Raw genomic sequence first — 16,803 nt, forward strand, 5'->3', positions numbered from 1 at the left:
CCGCGCCAGGACCTTGGCCGGGCGGTCTTCGCGGCGTCAGGGCGGTCCGTGGCGCGACATTGTCCTCGACCAAATGGCCGTCTGCGGGCCCTCACGCGGCCCGGCGTCGAGCATATCGCCAGCTGCCGATGAGACACGCGAAAAGGCTCCGTTGCCCCCGCGCGCAGGAAGTGGCACCTGTCGGCCCATGATCCGCCTCGGCCGACGGTCCGCCCTCTCCATCCCCGCCCTTCTGCTGGCTCGCCCGAGCCTGGCGCAGCAGGGAAGCTTCGATGCATTCATCGACGGCGTGCGGGCCGATGCCCGCCGGGCCGGCGTGTCCAATGCCACGCTGCAGCGGGCCTTCGCCGGCGTCCGGCCGGTCGACCGGGTGATCGAGCTGGACCGCCGCCAGGCCGAGACCACCCTGACCTGGGACCAGTACCGAGACCGTATCGTCAGCCAGGCCCGCATCGACAACGGGCGCCGCGCCTACGCCGACAACCGCGCCCTGCTGCAATCCCTGGAGGGCCGCTTCCGCGTGCCTGGCCGCTTCATGGTGGCCATTTGGGGGATGGAAACGAATTACGGCACCAACACCGGCGGATTCGGCGTGATCGAGGCGCTCGCGACCCTGGCCTGGGAGGGTCGGCGCGCAAGCTTCTTCCGCAACGAGCTGATGGCGGCGCTGCGCATCCTGGATGCCGGCCATGTGTCGCCCGAACGGATGCGCGGCTCCTGGGCCGGGGCCATGGGGCATCCGCAGTTCATGCCGTCCAGCTTTGAGCGCCTGGCGGTGGATGCCGATGGCGACGGGCGCAAGGACATCTGGGACGACAAGGCCGACGCGCTCGGCTCCATTGCCAATTACCTTGCCCGTTCCGGCTGGCGCGAAGATGAGCGCTGGGGAAGGGAGGTTTACCTCCCGTCCGGCTTCGATCCGTCCCAGGCCACGCGCGACAATGTCCGCCCGCTCCGCGAATGGGCCCGGCTGGGGATCACTTTTGCCGACGGGACGGCGGTGCCGTCTCTCGACATGACGGGCGCGGTTCTGGTGCCCGGGGCGTCCTCGGGCAGCACCCAGGCCTTCCTCGTCTATTCGAACTTCAACGTGATCCGGCGCTACAACCCGTCGAACTTCTACGCGCTGGCGGTTGGGCTGCTGTCCGACCGGGTGGCGTGATCCGTCCCGCTGCCCTCCTGGCGCTGCTCCTGCTCGCTGGGTGCTGGAAGCCGGAGCCGCCCCCTGCCGTCGAGGCACGCTATAGGGTGGGCGAGCCCTACCGCTTGGGGAATCTCTGGTTCTATCCGCGCGAGGACTTCTCCCTCATTGAGACGGGGCTGGCCGGGGTCGCGGCCGGTGCGCATGCCGGCCGCCGGACGCCAAATGGCGAGATCCACGATCCCGCCGCCCTGATGGCGGCCCATCGCACCCTTCAGCTGCCTTCCGTGGTGACGGTGACCAATCTCGAGAACGGGCGCTCCCTGGCGGTGCGGGTGAATGACCGCGGGCCGGCCGATCCGGGGCGGGTGATCGAACTGTCCCGTCGGGCGGCGGATTTGCTCGGCATTGCGGCAAACCGGCCGACGCAAGTGCGGGTGGCGGTGGAGGGGAACCTGTCCCGCAGCCTCGCCTCCACCCTCCCTGTGCCGGAGGGAAGCCGCCCGGCCATCGAGGCGGCGCCGACGGTGGCGGTGGAGCGGGAGACGCTCGCCCCGATCGCGGGTACACGCCAGGCGGAGCGCGTCCGCGAGGGGCGGGGCCCCGTCGTGCAGGCCGCCGCGGCCGGGCCGGGCCGGACGGCGCCCCCGCTGGTGCTGCCGGAGCGGGTGACACAAGGGCCGGCCATGCCGGGAATGCTGTATGTGCAGGGCAGCAGCTTCACCAGCCGGGCCGCGGCGGAACGCCAGGCCAGGCGGCTGGGCGGCGCCCGGGTCGAATCCTTCGGCCCGGCACGCCTTCCGGAGTACCGGGTGAGGCTGGGGCCGTTCCGCCTGCCCGCCGAGGCGGATAGGGCGCTCGACGGCGCCCTGCGAGCGGGCGTATCGGAAGCACGGATCATCGTGGACTAGCGTCGCGCCTTTGTGCCTGGATGGGCCTGCGCGACTGGAAATTGGGGGGCATGGGGATGCCGAAGCGTCGGAACATGATCGGGGCCGTGGCCGCGATCGGGATTTCGGGTGGGTTGCTGAGCGGCGAGGCACGGGCGCAGGCGCGCAACGCGCAGCGGGCCCCACGCGCGCCCGCCGCACCACCGGGCACGCCCGCCAGCACGCCGCTGGGGCCGGTGGACACCATCGCGCGCCAGGCACTGATCGTCGACGCCGATACCGGCGCGGTGCTGCTCGAGAAGAGCGCCGACGAGCGGATGCCGCCTTCCTCCATGTCGAAGCTGATGACGATGTATGTCGTCTTTGACCTGCTGAAGCAGGGCCGGCTGCGGATGGATCAGGAGCTGCCCGTCAGTGAGCGCGCCTGGCGCATGGGCGGCAGCAAAATGTTCGTTGGCATCGGCAATTCGGTGAAGGTCGAGGACCTGATCCGCGGAGTCATCGTCCAATCGGGCAACGATGCCTGCATTGTGCTGGCCGAGGGCATCTCTGGCAGCGAGACGCAGTTCGCCGAGCTGATGAACGACTATGGGCGGCGCCTGGGTCTGACGGACAGCACCTTCCGCAACGCGACCGGCTGGCCCGACCCCGAGCACCGGATGACTTGCCGCGACCTCGCGCTGCTCGCGCGGCACATCATCAACGACCATCCGGAGCACTACCGGATCTATGCCGAGCGCAGCTTCCGCTGGAACGACATCAACCAGGAGAACCGCAACCCGCTCCTCGGTCGCGTGGCCGGGGCCGACGGGCTCAAGACTGGCCACACCGAGGAGGCGGGCTATGGCCTCACCGGCAGCGCGAAGCGGGGCGACCGCCGGCTGATCCTGGTGGTGAACGGCCTGCCCAGCATGGCCGCCCGCCGCGAGGAGACCGAGCGCCTCATGGAGTGGGGCTTCCGGGAATTCGAGAACGTCGCCCTTTTCCGCGCCTCCGACACGATCGAGGAGGCGCCGGTCTATCTTGGCGAGCAGCTGAAGGTGCCGCTGGTGGGCGGGCGCGACGTGGTGCTTACCCTGCCGCGCCAGTGGCGCCGCAACCTGCAGGTGAAGCTCCGCTATGACAGTCCCATCCCGGCGCCGGTGGCCAAGGGCCAGGAGCTGGGGCGGCTGGAAGTGTCCGGTGCCGGCGTGCCGCCGATGACCGTGCCGCTCCTCGCCGGGGCGGATGTAGGACGGCTGGGGCTGATCCCGCGCATTCCGGCGGTGATCGGGCGCATGGTCAGTGGGGCCTGAGCCGGGCCGCGGCCGGTTCATCACGCTCGAGGGCGGGGAAGGGGCAGGAAAGACCACCCTGTCACGGGCCCTGGCTGGCGCCCTGGCTGCCAGCGGGTTACCGGTGCTGCGGACCCGCGAGCCGGGCGGGGCGCCCGGGGCGGAGGCTGTGCGGGCCCTGATCCTTGGCGGCGGGTCCTGGGATCCAGTGGCCGAGGCGATGCTGCATTTTGCCGCGAGGCGGGAACATGTCGCGCGGACCATCGGGCCTGCGCTTGATGCCGGCATCTGGGTGGTCTGCGACCGTTTCGCCGATAGTACCCTGGCTTATCAGGGAGCGGGGCAGGGGCTGTCCCGCGACGTGTGGGAGTGCCTCTGCGGGCTGACACTCGGAGCGCTGCGGCCCGATTTGACCCTGTTGCTGGACCTGCCGCCGGAGCGTGGCATGGGGCGCGCGCTCTCTCGGGGCGACGCTAACCGCTACGAGCGGCAGAGTGATGCCTTCCATGCTCGAGTGCGCGACGGATTCCTCGCCATCGCGGCGCAGGAGCCCGAACGCTGCGTGGTGCTGGACGCCTCCCGCAGCCCTGGCGAGGTGCTCGACCTCTCCCTCGCCGCGATCCGGAACCGGCTGGGAGTGGCCGCGTGAGCCTGCCGCCGGAACCGCGCGCCAACCCATCCCTGTTTGGGCATGACCACGCCGCTGCCGCCCTGCGGGATTCCGCGCTTTCGGGGCGGATGCATCACGGCTGGATGCTGACCGGCCCGCGCGGCGTGGGAAAGGCGACACTGGCCTGGCGCTATGCCCGCTGGATGCTGGCGGGCATGCCGGGGACCACGCCCGCTGGGGAGGCACCGCTCTTCGTGCCGCCGGGCGATCCGCTCTTCGCCCGGATCGCGGCGGGAGCCCATGCCGATCTGCGCGCCCTGGCTCCCAATGCGGGCGAGAAGGGCAAGAAGGTCATCATCCGCGTGGAGGAGGTGCGGGAGCTGACGCGCTTCCTCGCCATGACCCCGGCCGAAGGTGGCTGGCGCGTCGTGGTGATCGAGGAGCTGGAGGCGATGAACGAGCAGGCACAGAACGCCCTGCTCAAGACGCTGGAGGAGCCGCCGGCGCGGGCCGTCCTGGTGCTGACCGCCTCGGCGCCCGACCGGCTGCTGCCCACCATCCGCAGCCGGGTGCGACGGCTTGACCTGTTTCCGCTGGAGCCCGCGGCGCTGGACCCGGTCCTGGCGCGCTGGATTCCGGGGATGGAAGCGGAGGACCGCGGCGCCCTTGCACGGCTCGCGGCTGGCAGCCCCGGGCGGGCGCTGGCCTTGGCCGAGGGGGAGGGGCTTGTCATGGCGCGGGAGGTGGAGGGTTTCCTCGCCCGTCTACCGCGCCCTGACCCACGGGAGATGCACGCCCTGGCCGATCGCCTGGCTTCCAAGCGGGACGGCAGCGCCTTCGTTACCTTCATCGACCTGCTGCGGGACGCGCTGGCCACGGCGCTGCGCCGGGCGGGGCGCGGGGAGGGGGCGGCCCCGTGGCTGGAAGGGCGCGGCCTTGCCGAGTGGGCGGGGCTGTGGGACATGCTCGGCCGGCTGGCCGACGAGACCGAAACGCTCAACCTGGACCGCAAGCAGGCGGTGCTGACCGGTCTCTCGCGGCTCTCGAACTGACGGGAGCTCCTGTCGCGCCGGCGGGACATGGCGCGGGATCAGACGATGAGCGAGGCCAAGGCGGTGCAGGGTGGGAAGCGCTTCTTCCTGACGACGCCGATCTATTACCTGAACGGCCAGCCACATATCGGCCATGCCTATACTTCCATCGCCGCCGATGTGCTGGCGCGGTGGAAGCGGCTGGCGGGGAACGAGGTGTTCTTCCTCACCGGCACGGATGAGCATGGGCAGAAGGTCGAGCGTGCCGCGCTCGATGCCGGCCTGTCGCCGCAGGACTTCACGGACCAGCTTGCCGCCGACTTCCGGGGCATGGCCGAGAAGATTGGCATTTCCTTCGACGACTTCATCCGTACGACCGAGGAGCGCCACAAGCGTTCCTGCCAGGCGCTCTGGGAGAAGCTGGCGGCGGGTGGCCACATCTATCTCGGCCATTACGAGGGCTGGTACGCGGTGCGGGACGAGGCCTTCTATGGGCCGGACGAGATCGAGGATCGCAACGGGGTGAAGGTGGCCATCGCCTCCGGCGCCCCGGTGGAGTGGACGCGCGAGCCCTCTTACTTCTTCCGCCTCTCGGACTGGACCGGGAAGTTGCTGGAATTCTACGAGGCCCATCCAGAATTCATGGCCCCGGCGAGCACGAAGCGGGAGGTGACCGCCTTCGTGAAGGCCGGGCTCCAGGACCTGTCGATCTCCCGCACCTCCTTCAAATGGGGCGTGCCGGTGCCGGGGGACGAGGCGCATGTGATGTATGTCTGGCTGGATGCGCTGACGAACTACATCACCGCCCTTGGCTATCCGGACCCCGGGTCGGAGCGCTGGGGCTTCTGGCCAGCCGATTTGCATATGGTCGGCAAGGAGATCACGCGCTTCCACTGCGTCTACTGGCCCGCCTTCCTGATGGCTGCGGGGCTGGAGCCTCCGAAGCGCGTCTATGCCAATGGCTGGCTGACCATTGAGGGGCAGAAGATGTCGAAGTCCCTCGGCAACGGGCTGGACCCGCTGCTGCTGGCCGAGGAATTCGGGCTGGACCCGCTGCGCTACTACCTGCTGCGCGAGGTGCCCTTCGGCAATGACGGCGACTTCTCCCGCCGTGCGGTAATCGGCCGCCTCAACAGCGAACTGGCGAATGACCTGGGCAACCTGGCGCAGCGCACCCTGTCGCTGATCCAGCGGAACTGCGAAGGCCGGCTGCCTGCTCTGGTGCCTCCGACGGATGCTGACCGCGAGCTTCTCGGCCCGGTGGAGGCACTCCCCGCCGCCGTGGACGACGCCATCTCGCGCCAAGCCTTCGGCGAGGCGCTGGAGCGGATTTGGACGGTCGTGCGGCTCGGGAATTCCTGGATCGACTCCCAGAAGCCCTGGTCCCTGAAGAAGACCGATCCGGTGCGGATGGAAGCGGTGCTGCGTAACCTTCACACCGCCATGCGGACACTCGCGACGGTGCTGCAGCCCTTCATGCCCGGCACGATGGCGTCGATGCTGGACCAGCTCGGGGTCGGGGAGGGGAGTCGCGCCCTTTCGGACCTCGCCACGCCGCTTCCGGACGGCACGGCGCTGCCACCGCCTTCACCGCTTTTCCGCAAGATCGACGAGGCGGCCTGATGCTCGTCGATAGCCATTGCCACCTCGACTACTACACCGAGGAGGAGATTGAGGCCGTGATCGGCCGCGCTCTGGAAGCCGGGGTCGAGCGGATGGTGACGATCGGCGTGCGGGTCGAACAGGCGGCCCAGGTGAAAGCCTTGGCCGATCGCTTCCCGCAGGTTTGGGGCACGGTAGGCGTGCACCCGCAGAATGTGGGCGAGGCGCCGATCCCGACCGTGGAGGCGCTGGTGGCGCTGACCGAGCATCCGCGGGTGATCGGGATTGGTGAGTCGGGCCTTGACTACTTTTACGATAAGGCACCGCGTGAGGTGCAGCAGGAGAGCTTCCGCCGGCACATCCGGGCCAGCCAGCGCACCGGCCTGCCTCTGGTGATCCACGCCCGGGACGCGGATGACGACATCGCCGCCATCCTGGCCGAGGAGCGTGCGGCAGGCGGGCCCTTCCCGGCGCTGCTGCATTGCTTCTCTTCGACCCGCGCCCTGGCGGAGGCGGTGGTGGCGGAGGGTGGCTATGTCTCGCTCTCTGGCATCCTGACCTTTCCGAAGAGCGAGGAGTTGCGGGCCATCGCGGCAGACCTGCCGGAGGACCGGCTGCTGGTGGAGACCGACAGTCCCTACCTCGCCCCCGCCCCACTGCGCGGGAAACGCAACGAACCTGCGCTTGTAGCCCATACGGCTGCAGTGCTGGCGCGGGTGAGAGGATGGGACACCGCCAAGGTAGGCGAAGTGACCACCCAAAACTTCCATCGGCTTTTCAGCCAGTGCGTCTAGGCCACGGTTTTTGTTGAAAGTTACTGTTCTTGGCTGCGGCGGATCGAGCGGCGTGCCGCTGTTAGGCGGGCCGGATGGCCACGGCAATTGGGGTGCCTGCGATCCGGCAGAGCCGCGGAACCGGCGAAGTCGCTCGAGCATCGCCATCCAGGCTCCTGATGGTACAACACTTCTCGTCGATGCAGGGCCGGATCTGCGGGCACAACTCCTGGCCAGCGGGATCAGCCGCGTGGATGCGGTGGTACTGACGCATTCCCATGCGGATCATGTGGTCGGTCTGGACGAGCTGCGGATGATCAACCGGCTCATGGGCCGTGCGCTGCCGCTCTACGCCACGGCGGCAACGCTGGCCGAGGTGACGCGGCGCTTCGACTACGCCTTCAGGCCGGTCACGCCAGGCTTCTTCCGGCCAGCCCTGGAGCCTCAGGTCGTGGAGCCGGGCCAAGTGGTGCCGATGGCCGGCTTCGATGTCCGGCTCTTCGCCCAGGACCACAAGGTGATGGAGACGCTGGGGCTGCGCATCGGCGGCTTCGGCTATTCGACCGATGTGGTGGAGCTGCCGGAAGAGGCCTTCGCGGCGCTTGAGGGCGTGCATGGCTGGGTGGTCGGCTGCTTCCAGCGCAAGCCGCATCCGGTCCATGCCCATGTGGCCAAGGTGATCGATTGGGCGCAGCGCATCGGTGCCGCGCAGACGGTGCTGACCCATATGGGGCCCGATCTCGATTGGGGCTGGATGCAATCGGCGCTGCCGGCCGGGATCGAGCCGAGCTTCGACGGGATGATAGTGGAGGTGCCCTGACATGCCGTCTTATTTTTACATAATCTACATTACGCGACTTGAAGGGCTACCGGAATGAGCGCCGCTCGCGCCTCCTCCGAGCTCTCGCGGCTACTGACCATCATGGCGCGCCTGCGGGCGCCCGATGGGTGCCCTTGGGACCGCGTCCAGGACTTCGCCTCTATCGCGCCCTATACAGTTGAAGAAGGCCATGAGGTTGCGGATGCGATCGAGCGGCAGGATTGGTCCGGGCTGCAGGACGAGTTAGGGGATCTGCTGCTGCAGGTCGTCTACCACGCGCGGATGGCGGAAGAAGCCGGGTGTTTCGCCTTCGCCGACGTAGCAAAATCCATCAACGACAAGATGATCCGCCGCCATCCTCATGTCTTTGGTGAAGATGCAGCGCGCGATGCCTTCGCCCAGACAGAGGCCTGGGAGGCACAGAAATCCATGGAACGGGCCGAGCGCGCAGAGACGGGCACGCTGGCAGGCGTCGCGTCCAACCTCCCTGCCCTCACCCGCGCCGCCAAGCTGACACGGCGGGCCGCCCGCGTCGGCTTTGACTGGCCGGACGCCAGCCAAGTTCTGGACAAGCTCGAGGAGGAAGCCGCCGAGCTTCGTGCAGAGCTTCCCAAGGCGGATCCCGCGCGCTTGGCCGACGAGGTGGGCGACCTGCTCTTTGTGCTCGCCAATCTGGCCCGAAAGCTGGACCTGGACCCGGAGTCCTGCTTGCGCGGCGCCAACGCAAAGTTCGAACGCCGCTTCAGGGCAATCGAGACCGGCTTGGCCACGGAAGGCCGGGCGCCGGCGGAAGCCTCGCTCGAGCAGATGGAGGCGCTCTGGCAAGCCGCGAAGGTTGCCGAGCGGCGCTAAGCCGCTCCCACCCGTGCAGCGGGCTGGCTCCGCCCGGCTTCGGCAGTCAGGCCCTCGTCCTCAAGCAACGCGGAGCGCGCGACCTCCCAGCTTGCCTCATCGGGAGCGCAGATCAATCCACCGGCGCGCGCCGTCGCAGGGTGATAGGCGCTCCCGTCGAAATGCGCCGCGTAGCCGCCGGCTTCGGCATGGATCAGCGAACCCGGCGCATGGTCCCAGGGCATCAGGCGGTTGTAGAGGGAAAGATGCGTGTGCCCCACGGCGAGCAGCCGGTATTCATGGGCTGCGCAACCGAGCTGCCAGGTCTTTGCCAAGCGCGGCAGGCGGGCTGCCACGCGGCTCTTCAGTGGCTCGGTGAGATAGCCGTAGGAAATACAGCCAACCATGGCGCCCATGGGCGCCGGATCCGCCACCCGGAGAAGCGGGCCGCGCGTGCCGTCGGCGGCCGCCAGCCAGGCGCCCTCCCCGCGCGCGGCGGTCAGCGTGTCATCGCCCAGCGGATCGTGGATCCAGGCGGCCACGACCTCGCCCTTCTCGAAGGCCGCGGCCATACAGCCGAAGAGCGGCATGCCGGCAGCAAAATTGGCGGTCCCGTCCACAGGGTCCACCACGAAAGCGAGATCCGCCGTTGCCAGCCGGTCGGCCAGCCCGGGATCGGCGGAGCAGCCTTCCTCTCCCACCACGACACAGCCGGGGAACATCTCCGTCAGCGCCGCGGCAATCACACGCTCGGCGCCTTCATCGGCATCCGTCACCATGTCCAGCGGACCGGACTTGGTTCGGATGTCGGCGGTGCCGAGCCGGCGGAAACGGGGCATGATCTCGGCCCGCGCCGCGGCGCGGAGGATGCCGTCCACCTCCCGCAGCGTGGCGGCGTCGAAGCGGCTCACGCCGTGCCGCGCTGGGCAAAGCGGGCCAGATCGGCCGGGGCGAGCCGCACCGATAGGTGAATGGCGTCGTCCACATCCCGGCGCTCCAGCACCTCGCCATGCTCGTAGAGCCAGGCGATTCCGGCGCCGTCATCGGGGTTGAGGGTGAAGCTCTCGGTGACGAGACCGGCCGCCAGGCGCTCGTCCAGCGTGTTGCGCAGCGCATCCAGACCGTCCCCCGTGAGAGCGGAGACGGGGATGGCGGCGGCCGTAACGGCCGGCGGCTCCTGCAGAAGGTCGGTCTTGTTCAGCACCTCGATGAGCCGCGACTCCCAGGCCTCGTCCAGCGCCGCGTCAGGGCCTTCGGCAAGGCCGGTCAACACGCCCAGCACATCGGCACGCTGCGCGGTGCTGTCCGGATGAGCGACGTCGCGCACATGGAGGATGATATCGGCGGCCGCCACCTCCTCCAGCGTGGCGCGGAACGCTTCCACCAACTGGGTCGGCAGTTCGGAGATGAAGCCGACCGTGTCGGAAAGGATGACCGTGCGGCCCGAGGGCAGGCGGATGGCGCGCATGGTCGGGTCCAGCGTCGCGAAGAGCTGGTCCTGGGCATAGACCCCGGCGCCGGTCAGCGCGTTGAACAGGGTGGATTTGCCCGCATTGGTGTAGCCGACCAGCGCGACCACCGGGAAAGGCACTTTCGTGCGCGCCGTGCGGTGCAGCCCCCGCGTGCGGCGCACCTGCTCCAGCTCCTTCTTCAACTTCACGATTCGCTCGCCGATCAGGCGACGGTCGATCTCGATCTGCGACTCACCGGGGCCACCGAGGAAGCCAAAGCCGCCTCGCTGCCGCTCAAGATGGGTCCAGGACCGGACGAGGCGGGTGCGCTGGTATTCGAGATGCGCCAGTTCGACCTGAAGCGAGCCCTCCCGCGTTCGGGCGCGCTCGCCGAAGATCTCCAGGATCAACCCGGTGCGGTCGATGACCTTGCAGCCCCAGGCACGCTCGAGATTGCGCTGCTGGACAGGGCTGAGCGCGGCATCGACCACGGCCACCTGCACCCCCTGCTCCGCCATGGCGGCACGTGCTGCCTCCACCTGCCCCTCGCCCAGCAGGGTGCTGGGTCGGCGGGCTCGGAGGGGATGGATACCGGTGTGGACGATGGCCACGCCAATGGAGGCCGTCAGCCCGACCGCCTCGGCCAACCTGGCCTCGGCGGCGCGGGCGGCGCCTCGTCCGTCCGGGATGCCGTGGGGTCGTTCCCACGGCAGGATCACGGCGGCGGGGGTGGGGCCCCCGGCCCCCGGATCAGCCTTCGCTTCCGACAGGGCTCGGCTCTCGCGGCGTGAGTGTCATCGTGGTCTCGCGGATGGGGGCGCCTGCCTGGGACGGCTGGGCCTGGGCGCCGGCGGAAGCGGCATCGAACAGCATGATCGGAGCGCCCGGCATCACGGTGCTGATCGCATGCTTGTAAACGAGCTGGGTGTGTCCGTCACGGCGCAGAAGCACCGAGAAGTTGTCGAACCAGGTTATGATGCCCTGGAGCTTGACACCGTTCACCAAAAAGACGGTGACGGGAGTTTTGCTTTTGCGAACATGATTCAGGAACACGTCCTGCACGTTCTGGGACTTGTCGGCAGCCATTGGCTGATGTCCTTCTTCTTACTCTCCGCCCGGCTTTGCCGCGGCGGAACAAGGGCGGTTGTTCTTCGTGGCCCGCCCTTGCGACGCACCGCGTTCCCGGAGCGCGCACCCTCGCCCGCGGGGGCACCAAAATCACCCCGGGAGGGGCACCTTGGCAAGCGCTGATAACGCAGCTGTCATTTGCGCAGACGTGGGAAAGTGAAGGGCTGCATTGGCCCGCTCCGGCCCGCCGTCATGGGCCGCATCGCCCAGCAGAACAGGCACGCAGCCGGCGCGGCGGGCAGCATCCATGTCCAGGGCGTTGTCGCCGACATACCAGACGGCACCACCAGCCGTCACGCCGCAGGCGGCGCAGGCCACGCGCATCGGGCGTGGGTCCGGCTTGTCGGCCGCGCAGTCGCCGGCCCCCACCAGAGCTCGAAAATGCGTCTGCCAGCCCAGATGGGCTGCCTCCGCCCTCAGCAAGGGTCCGGCCTTGTTGGACAACACCGCCAGGGGCGCCAGGGCGGCTGCCTGGCGGATCAGCGCCGCCACCTCCGGCATCGGCTGCAGCACGGCCAGGTGGGTGGCACGGACGGCGGCGTAGAAGATGTCGCGCGCATGCTCCCAGCGGGAGCCGAAAAGCTGGGGGAAGCTATCGCGCAGCGAGTGGCGGACGCGTTCGCGCACCTCCTCCAGGCTCCACTCCGGCAGGCCCGCATCACGGAAGGCCGCGTTCAGCCCGGCTCGGATGGCGGGCCAGCCATCCACCAGCGTGTTGTCCCAGTCCCAGACGATGGCGAGGGGCCGCTGCATCAGGCGGCGTTGCGCGGGGCGCCCTTCACATGGCGGGCGAAGATATCAAAGAGATGGCGTGCCACGGGGCCCGGCTTGCCATCCCCCACCGGCTTGCCGTCCACGGCGAGCACCGGCTTCACGAAGGAGGTGGCGGAGGTGATGAAGGCCTCCCGCGCCTGTGCCAGTTCGTCGAGGGAAAAGGCGCGCTCCTCCGCGCGCAGCCCGTGCTCCGCCATCTCCGCCAGCAGGGCGGCGCGGGTGCAGCCGGGCAGGATCGTCGGGCCCAGGGGCGGAATGCGAATCGCACCCTCCGCGTCCACGATCCAGAAGCTGGTCGCAGCCCCCTCGGTCACCATGCGGGTGGCCGGGTCAAAGAGGATGGCCTCCCCTGCCCCCGCTTCCCGCGCCGCCTGGCGGGCGAGCACGTTCGGCAGCAGGTTCACGCTCTTGATGTCGCGCCGGGCCCAGCGGAGGTCGGGCTGGGTGATCGCCGCCATGCTCCAGCCGTCGAGGCTGCTGGGGTAGGGCGGGATCCGCCGCACCGTGACGACGAGGCTCACCGGCACCGGCGTTCTCGGAAAGGCGTGGTCGCGCCGGGCGACGCCGCGGCCCACCTGCATGTAGAGCAGGCCTTCGGTCACCCGGTTCCGACGCGCGACCTCGGCCAGCACCAGCTTCAGCGAGGCCAGGGGCATGGGCATGCCCAGCCGGATCTCCTTCACCGAGCGTTCCAGCCGGGCGAGATGGAAATCCGCATCCACGAAGCGGCCTTCATAGAGGTGGACCACCTCATAGATGCCGTCGCCGAACTGGTAGCCGCGGTCCTCGATGTTCACGCAGGCGTCGCGTTGCGCGACGTAGCGCCCGTTCACATAGGCGATTCTGGACATCAGACGCTCGCGCGATCCTCGGCCTGCACGCCCAGGAACTTCAGCTTCCGGTGCAGGGCGGAGCGTTCCATGCCGACGAAATTGGCTGTGCGGCTGATATTTCCGCCGAAACGCAGCAGCTGCGCCTCCAGATACTGCCGCTCGAACAGCTCGCGCGCATCCCGCAGCGGCAGGGTCATGATCTCACTGGAGCGGTCCAGCTTCAACATGGCCGGGGCGGCGGAGCCAACCTCGGGGGGCAGCATCTCCGGCCGGATCGGATCGGCAGGGCCGCCGGGGGCCATGATCAGCAGCCAGTCCACCAGGTTCCGCAGCTGGCGCACATTGCCCGGCCAGTCATAGGCCTGCATCGCCGCCATCGCGTCCTCGCTGATCTCCCGAGGCGGAACGCCCGAGTTCTCGGCCGACTTGGCCATGAAGTGGCGGGCGAGGGCCGGCACGTCCTCCCGCCGCTCGCGGAGCGACGGCATGCGGATGGGCACCACGGCGAGGCGGTAGAACAGGTCCTCCCGGAAGCGCCCCGCGGCGATCTCGGCGGCAAGATCACGGTTGGTGGTGGCGGTGACCCGTACATCCACCTTCACGCGGGTCGCGCCGCCGATACGCTCGAAGCCCTGCTCCTGCAGTGCGCGGACGATCTTGCCCTGGGTCTCCAGCGGCATGTCCGCCACCTCGTCCAGCAGCAGCGTGCCGCCATGGGCGCGCTCCAGCACGCCCTGACGGCGCGGATGGGTCACGGGGTCGGGACCGCCCTCCACCCCGAACAGCTCCTCCTCGAAGCGCGCGGGATTCAGGGTGGCGCAGTTCAGCGCCACGAAGGGCTCGTCGGCGCGGCGAGAACGGGCGTGGATCATCCGTGCCGCCACCTCCTTGCCCGAGCCGGCCGGGCCGGTGAGCAGGACCCGCGAGCCGGTGGGCGCCACCTTCTCGATCGCACTGCGGATGCCCGCGATGAGGGAGGAGGTGCCGACCAGCTCGGTCTCGGCGCTGCCGCGCAGGCGCAACTCGCTGTTCTCGCGCTTGAGGCGGGCAGCCTCCAGCGCACGGGCTGCGATCAGCAGCAGCCGGTCCGACTTGAAGGGCTTCTCGATGAAGTCATAGGCGCCCTGCTGGATCGCCTGCACCGCCGTCTCGATGGTCCCGTGGCCGGAGATCATCACCACCGGCACCCGCGGCTCCTCGCGATGCAGGGCCTCCAGGATGCCCAGCCCGTCCAGCCGGGAATTCTGCAGCCAGATATCCAGGATCACGAGGTTGGGGCGCTTCTGGCGGAACGCGGCCAGGGCCTGGTCGCTGTTGCCCGCCTGCCGGACCTCGTAGCCCTCATCCGCCAGGATGCCGTCGAGCAGGGCGCGGATGTCCGGCTCGTCATCGACGATCAGGATGTCATGCGCCATGGCGCAGCATCTCTCCTCTTTCCTGCAACCCGTCTTGCTCCGATTTGCCAGGCTGGCCCGTCACGTCCGGGGGAAAGATGAGGGTGGCCCGTGCCCCGCCATCCGACCCGTCCGCGAGCGTCAGCCCACCGCCATGGTCCTCCATGATCTTCTTCACGATGGCAAGCCCGAGGCCTGTCCCCTTCGCCTTGTGGGTCACATACGGTTCCGTGAGGCGGTCGCGCTCCCCATCGCCCGGAAGGCCGATGCCGTTGTCCTCCACGCTGATGGAAACCCGCTCCGGACCGGCGGCCACCTCCACGATGACGCGCCCACCAGTCTCGCCGTCCGGGCGCATGGCGATGGCATCGGCGGCGTTCTGCAGCAGATTGGTCAGCGCTTGGTTGATCAGCCGGCGGTCGCAGCGGATCGAGAGCGGACCCTCCGGCACGCGCAGCTCATAGGTGATGGCCGGATGCGCGTCCCGCTGCAGCACCAGCGCCTCCCGCACCAGCTGGACCGTATTCTCCGGCCGGATCACCGGCTGAGGCATCCGCGCGAAGGCGGAGAATTCGTCCACCATGCGGCCGATGTCACCCACCTGCCGGACGATGGTGTCGGTGCAGGCACGAAATGTGTCAGGGTCGTCGGTGATCTGCTTCAGGTAGCGGCGCTTCAGCCGCTCGGCCGAAAGCTGGATCGGGGTGAGCGGATTTTTAATCTCATGGGCGATGCGGCGCGCCACATCGGCCCAGGCGGCCATCCGCTGGGCGGACAGCAGGGCCGTGATATCATCGAAGGTCAGGACATAGCCCGAGAGCCCGCCGGCATCGAACTCGGCGCCGATCCGCGCCAGCAGAGTGCGGCGCCCGGAGGGGCCAGGAACCGGGATCTCCTCCGTCCGTGCCTTCTCGGGCGTGAGGGCGGCGGCGGCGAGGAAGGCGCGGAACTCGGGCACCACCTCAGCCAGAGGGCGGCCGACGGCAGCTTCCAGGTCCTGCCCCAGCAATTCACTGGCCGGGCGGTTGGGCAGGTTGATCCGCCCCTCCGCATCCAGCCCGATCACTCCGGCGGAAACGCCCCCCAGCACGCTCTCGGTGAAGCGCCGCCGGTCATCGAGTTGCCGATAGGCCTCCAGCAGCTCGCTCCGCTGGGCGGCAAGCTGGTTCGTCATGCGGTTGAAGGCGCGGGACAGGCTGCCGACCTCGTCATCCGCCCGCCCTTCATCCACCCGGACGGAGAGGTCGCCCCCCCTCACCCGCTCCGCCGCATTGATCAGCCGCGAGATGGGGCGCGCGATCTGGTTCGCCATCACCAGCCCGATCAGCACCGCTGCCAGCAACACCAGCAGAGTCGCGATCGCGAAGATCATCACGAAGGTGATCTGCAAGCCGGAGCGGTTGCGATCGAGCTGGTCGTATTCCTGAAAGGCCAGCTCGGTGCGCTGCATGTGCTCGATGATCGAGGGATCGAGCGGGCGGCCGATCATCAGCATCAGCCCGGGCTCGATATCCAGGGCCACAAGGCCACGGACCCGGCCCTCCTCCCCCTCATCCGAGAGCACGGCCACCTCACCTTGGCGCACCGTCTCCATCGCCCAGGCGGGAGGCGCGTCCACCACGATGGCGGAGCCGAGTCCAGCATTGGCGATCACCCGGCCGAGCACCGGCTCAAAGACCGTCGCCTCGGTCAGCCCGCGCAGGGAGGTGAAGGTGGTAAGCACCTGGCTGAAGCCCACCGTGTTGTCCGGTAGGAGCGTTCCGGCACGGTTCAGGTCCGCGGCCATGGCCAGAGCATCGGCGCGGATGGCGTTGCGATTCTCGTCCAAATAGGCACGGGAGGCGACGAGGCTGGCCTCCAGCGTGCTGCGCACCTTGTCGCTGAACCAAGCCTGGATGCCGAGTTGGAAGAAGACGGCGGCAAACACCGCTACTAGCAGGGCGGGCACCACCGCCACCCCGCCGAGCAGCAACACCAGCCGCACATGCAGCCGTGATCCCGCGCTGCCCCTACGCCGCTCTGCCCAGACGCGCACCAGCCGCCCGGCCAGGCTGGCCATGAGCAGGAGGACAAAGGCGGCATTCACCAGGACCAGAGCCGCGGTCTGGGCCGGGCTTGTCGGCCCGAAGGGGCTGCTGCCGGAGAGCACGGCGAAGGAGGCGATGCCCACCAGCAGCGCGCCGAGGGCCATGGCAAGGGTCATCACCCGCCCGAGCAGCATGTCCGCCGCACGGCGGGTGAGGCTCCGCGG

At 69.1% G+C, this 16,803-nt stretch carries 16 protein-coding genes; 9 read left to right on the forward strand and 7 right to left on the reverse strand.

The features are described from left to right. The first annotated feature begins 187 nt into the window (after window positions 1-187). Genes GSE44_RS16950 through mazG form a run of 9 tightly spaced genes read left to right on the forward strand, consistent with a single transcriptional unit; the run spans window position 188 to window position 8,993 of the window. Window positions 188-1,162 carry a lytic murein transglycosylase gene (locus tag GSE44_RS16950; RefSeq protein ID WP_159350017.1) on the forward strand — a complete coding sequence of 325 codons (975 nt, stop codon included), beginning with the start codon at window positions 188-190 and terminating at the stop codon, window positions 1,160-1,162. After that, complete coding sequence (locus GSE44_RS16955; RefSeq protein WP_159350018.1) at window positions 1,159-2,052, forward strand: septal ring lytic transglycosylase RlpA family protein; 894 nt, start codon at window positions 1,159-1,161, stop codon at window positions 2,050-2,052. Before GSE44_RS16950 ends, GSE44_RS16955 begins: the two co-directional genes overlap by 4 nt. A gap of 50 nt (window positions 2,053-2,102) precedes the next feature. Then, window positions 2,103-3,326: a D-alanyl-D-alanine carboxypeptidase family protein gene (locus GSE44_RS16960; protein WP_235924903.1), complete on the forward strand. Its 1,224-nt coding sequence runs from the start codon at window positions 2,103-2,105 to the stop codon at window positions 3,324-3,326. Next, window positions 3,316-3,954 carry a dTMP kinase gene (tmk, locus tag GSE44_RS16965; RefSeq protein ID WP_159350019.1) on the forward strand — a complete coding sequence of 213 codons (639 nt, stop codon included), beginning with the start codon at window positions 3,316-3,318 and terminating at the stop codon, window positions 3,952-3,954. The genes GSE44_RS16960 and tmk overlap by 11 nt, the downstream gene beginning before the upstream one ends. Further along, window positions 3,951-4,967 carry a DNA polymerase III subunit delta' gene (locus GSE44_RS16970; RefSeq protein WP_159350020.1) on the forward strand — a complete coding sequence of 339 codons (1,017 nt, stop codon included), beginning with the start codon at window positions 3,951-3,953 and terminating at the stop codon, window positions 4,965-4,967. The genes tmk and GSE44_RS16970 overlap by 4 nt, the downstream gene beginning before the upstream one ends. 45 nt (window positions 4,968-5,012) lie before the next feature. Beyond that, window positions 5,013-6,569: a methionine--tRNA ligase gene (metG, locus tag GSE44_RS16975; RefSeq protein ID WP_159350021.1), complete on the forward strand. Its 1,557-nt coding sequence runs from the start codon at window positions 5,013-5,015 to the stop codon at window positions 6,567-6,569. After that, window positions 6,569-7,342 carry a TatD family hydrolase gene (locus tag GSE44_RS16980; protein ID WP_159350022.1) on the forward strand — a complete coding sequence of 258 codons (774 nt, stop codon included), beginning with the start codon at window positions 6,569-6,571 and terminating at the stop codon, window positions 7,340-7,342. Before metG ends, GSE44_RS16980 begins: the two co-directional genes overlap by 1 nt. A 13-nt stretch (window positions 7,343-7,355) precedes the next feature. Next, window positions 7,356-8,141, forward strand: coding sequence for an MBL fold metallo-hydrolase (locus tag GSE44_RS16985; RefSeq protein ID WP_159350023.1), 786 nt, complete (start codon window positions 7,356-7,358; stop codon window positions 8,139-8,141). A 54-nt stretch (window positions 8,142-8,195) separates the two neighbouring features. Continuing rightward, window positions 8,196-8,993: a nucleoside triphosphate pyrophosphohydrolase gene (mazG, locus tag GSE44_RS16990; protein WP_159350024.1), complete on the forward strand. Its 798-nt coding sequence runs from the start codon at window positions 8,196-8,198 to the stop codon at window positions 8,991-8,993. Here mazG and GSE44_RS16995 read toward each other — a convergent pair. The 7 genes from GSE44_RS16995 to GSE44_RS17025 form a co-directional block, all read right to left on the reverse strand. Continuing rightward, window positions 8,990-9,883 carry an inositol monophosphatase family protein gene (locus GSE44_RS16995; RefSeq protein ID WP_268893662.1) on the reverse strand — a complete coding sequence of 298 codons (894 nt, stop codon included), beginning with the start codon at window positions 9,881-9,883 and terminating at the stop codon, window positions 8,990-8,992. The genes mazG and GSE44_RS16995 overlap by 4 nt on opposite strands. After that, entirely contained in the window at window positions 9,880-11,193 is a 1,314-nt protein-coding gene (gene hflX / locus GSE44_RS17000; protein ID WP_159350071.1) for a GTPase HflX, read from the reverse strand. The genes GSE44_RS16995 and hflX overlap by 4 nt, the downstream gene beginning before the upstream one ends. After that, window positions 11,174-11,509, reverse strand: a complete 336-nt coding sequence (hfq, locus tag GSE44_RS17005) for an RNA chaperone Hfq (protein ID WP_159350025.1) — start codon at window positions 11,507-11,509, stop codon at window positions 11,174-11,176. The genes hflX and hfq overlap by 20 nt, the downstream gene beginning before the upstream one ends. A gap of 132 nt (window positions 11,510-11,641) precedes the next feature. Then, on the reverse strand, window positions 11,642-12,304 hold the full coding sequence (locus GSE44_RS17010; RefSeq protein WP_159350026.1) for an HAD family hydrolase: 663 nt from the start codon (window positions 12,302-12,304) through the stop codon (window positions 11,642-11,644). Continuing rightward, window positions 12,304-13,176, reverse strand: a complete 873-nt coding sequence (locus tag GSE44_RS17015; protein WP_159350027.1) for a D-amino-acid transaminase — start codon at window positions 13,174-13,176, stop codon at window positions 12,304-12,306. The genes GSE44_RS17010 and GSE44_RS17015 overlap by 1 nt, the downstream gene beginning before the upstream one ends. Continuing rightward, the gene (gene ntrX / locus GSE44_RS17020) at window positions 13,176-14,573 is read right to left on the reverse strand and encodes a nitrogen assimilation response regulator NtrX (protein WP_159350028.1); all 1,398 of its coding nucleotides are present in this window, start codon (window positions 14,571-14,573) and stop codon (window positions 13,176-13,178) included. The genes GSE44_RS17015 and ntrX overlap by 1 nt, the downstream gene beginning before the upstream one ends. Continuing rightward, entirely contained in the window at window positions 14,563-16,773 is a 2,211-nt protein-coding gene (locus GSE44_RS17025) for a sensor histidine kinase NtrY-like (RefSeq protein WP_201306117.1), read from the reverse strand. Before GSE44_RS17025 ends, ntrX begins: the two co-directional genes overlap by 11 nt. Window positions 16,774-16,803 lie beyond the last annotated feature (30 nt).

The organism is Muricoccus harenae (assembly GCF_009848505.1).
Classification (GTDB): Bacteria; Pseudomonadota; Alphaproteobacteria; order Acetobacterales; family Acetobacteraceae; genus Roseomonas; species Roseomonas harenae.

Coding starts and splice junctions, on each gene's coding strand:
- GSE44_RS16950 (WP_159350017.1), top strand. CDS start 188: ATGATCCGCCTCGGCCGACGGTCCGCCCTCTCCATCCCCGCCCTTCTG.
- GSE44_RS16960 (WP_235924903.1), top strand. CDS start 2,103: ATGGGGATGCCGAAGCGTCGGAACATGATCGGGGCCGTGGCCGCGATC.
- metG (WP_159350021.1), top strand. CDS start 5,013: ATGAGCGAGGCCAAGGCGGTGCAGGGTGGGAAGCGCTTCTTCCTGACG.
- GSE44_RS16980 (WP_159350022.1), top strand. CDS start 6,569: ATGCTCGTCGATAGCCATTGCCACCTCGACTACTACACCGAGGAGGAG.
- mazG (WP_159350024.1), top strand. CDS start 8,196: ATGAGCGCCGCTCGCGCCTCCTCCGAGCTCTCGCGGCTACTGACCATC.
- hfq (WP_159350025.1), bottom strand. CDS start 11,509: ATGGCTGCCGACAAGTCCCAGAACGTGCAGGACGTGTTCCTGAATCAT.
- GSE44_RS17010 (WP_159350026.1), bottom strand. CDS start 12,304: ATGCAGCGGCCCCTCGCCATCGTCTGGGACTGGGACAACACGCTGGTG.
- GSE44_RS17015 (WP_159350027.1), bottom strand. CDS start 13,176: ATGTCCAGAATCGCCTATGTGAACGGGCGCTACGTCGCGCAACGCGAC.
- ntrX (WP_159350028.1), bottom strand. CDS start 14,573: ATGGCGCATGACATCCTGATCGTCGATGACGAGCCGGACATCCGCGCC.
- GSE44_RS17025 (WP_201306117.1), bottom strand. CDS start 16,773: ATGCTGCTCGGGCGGGTGATGACCCTTGCCATGGCCCTCGGCGCGCTG.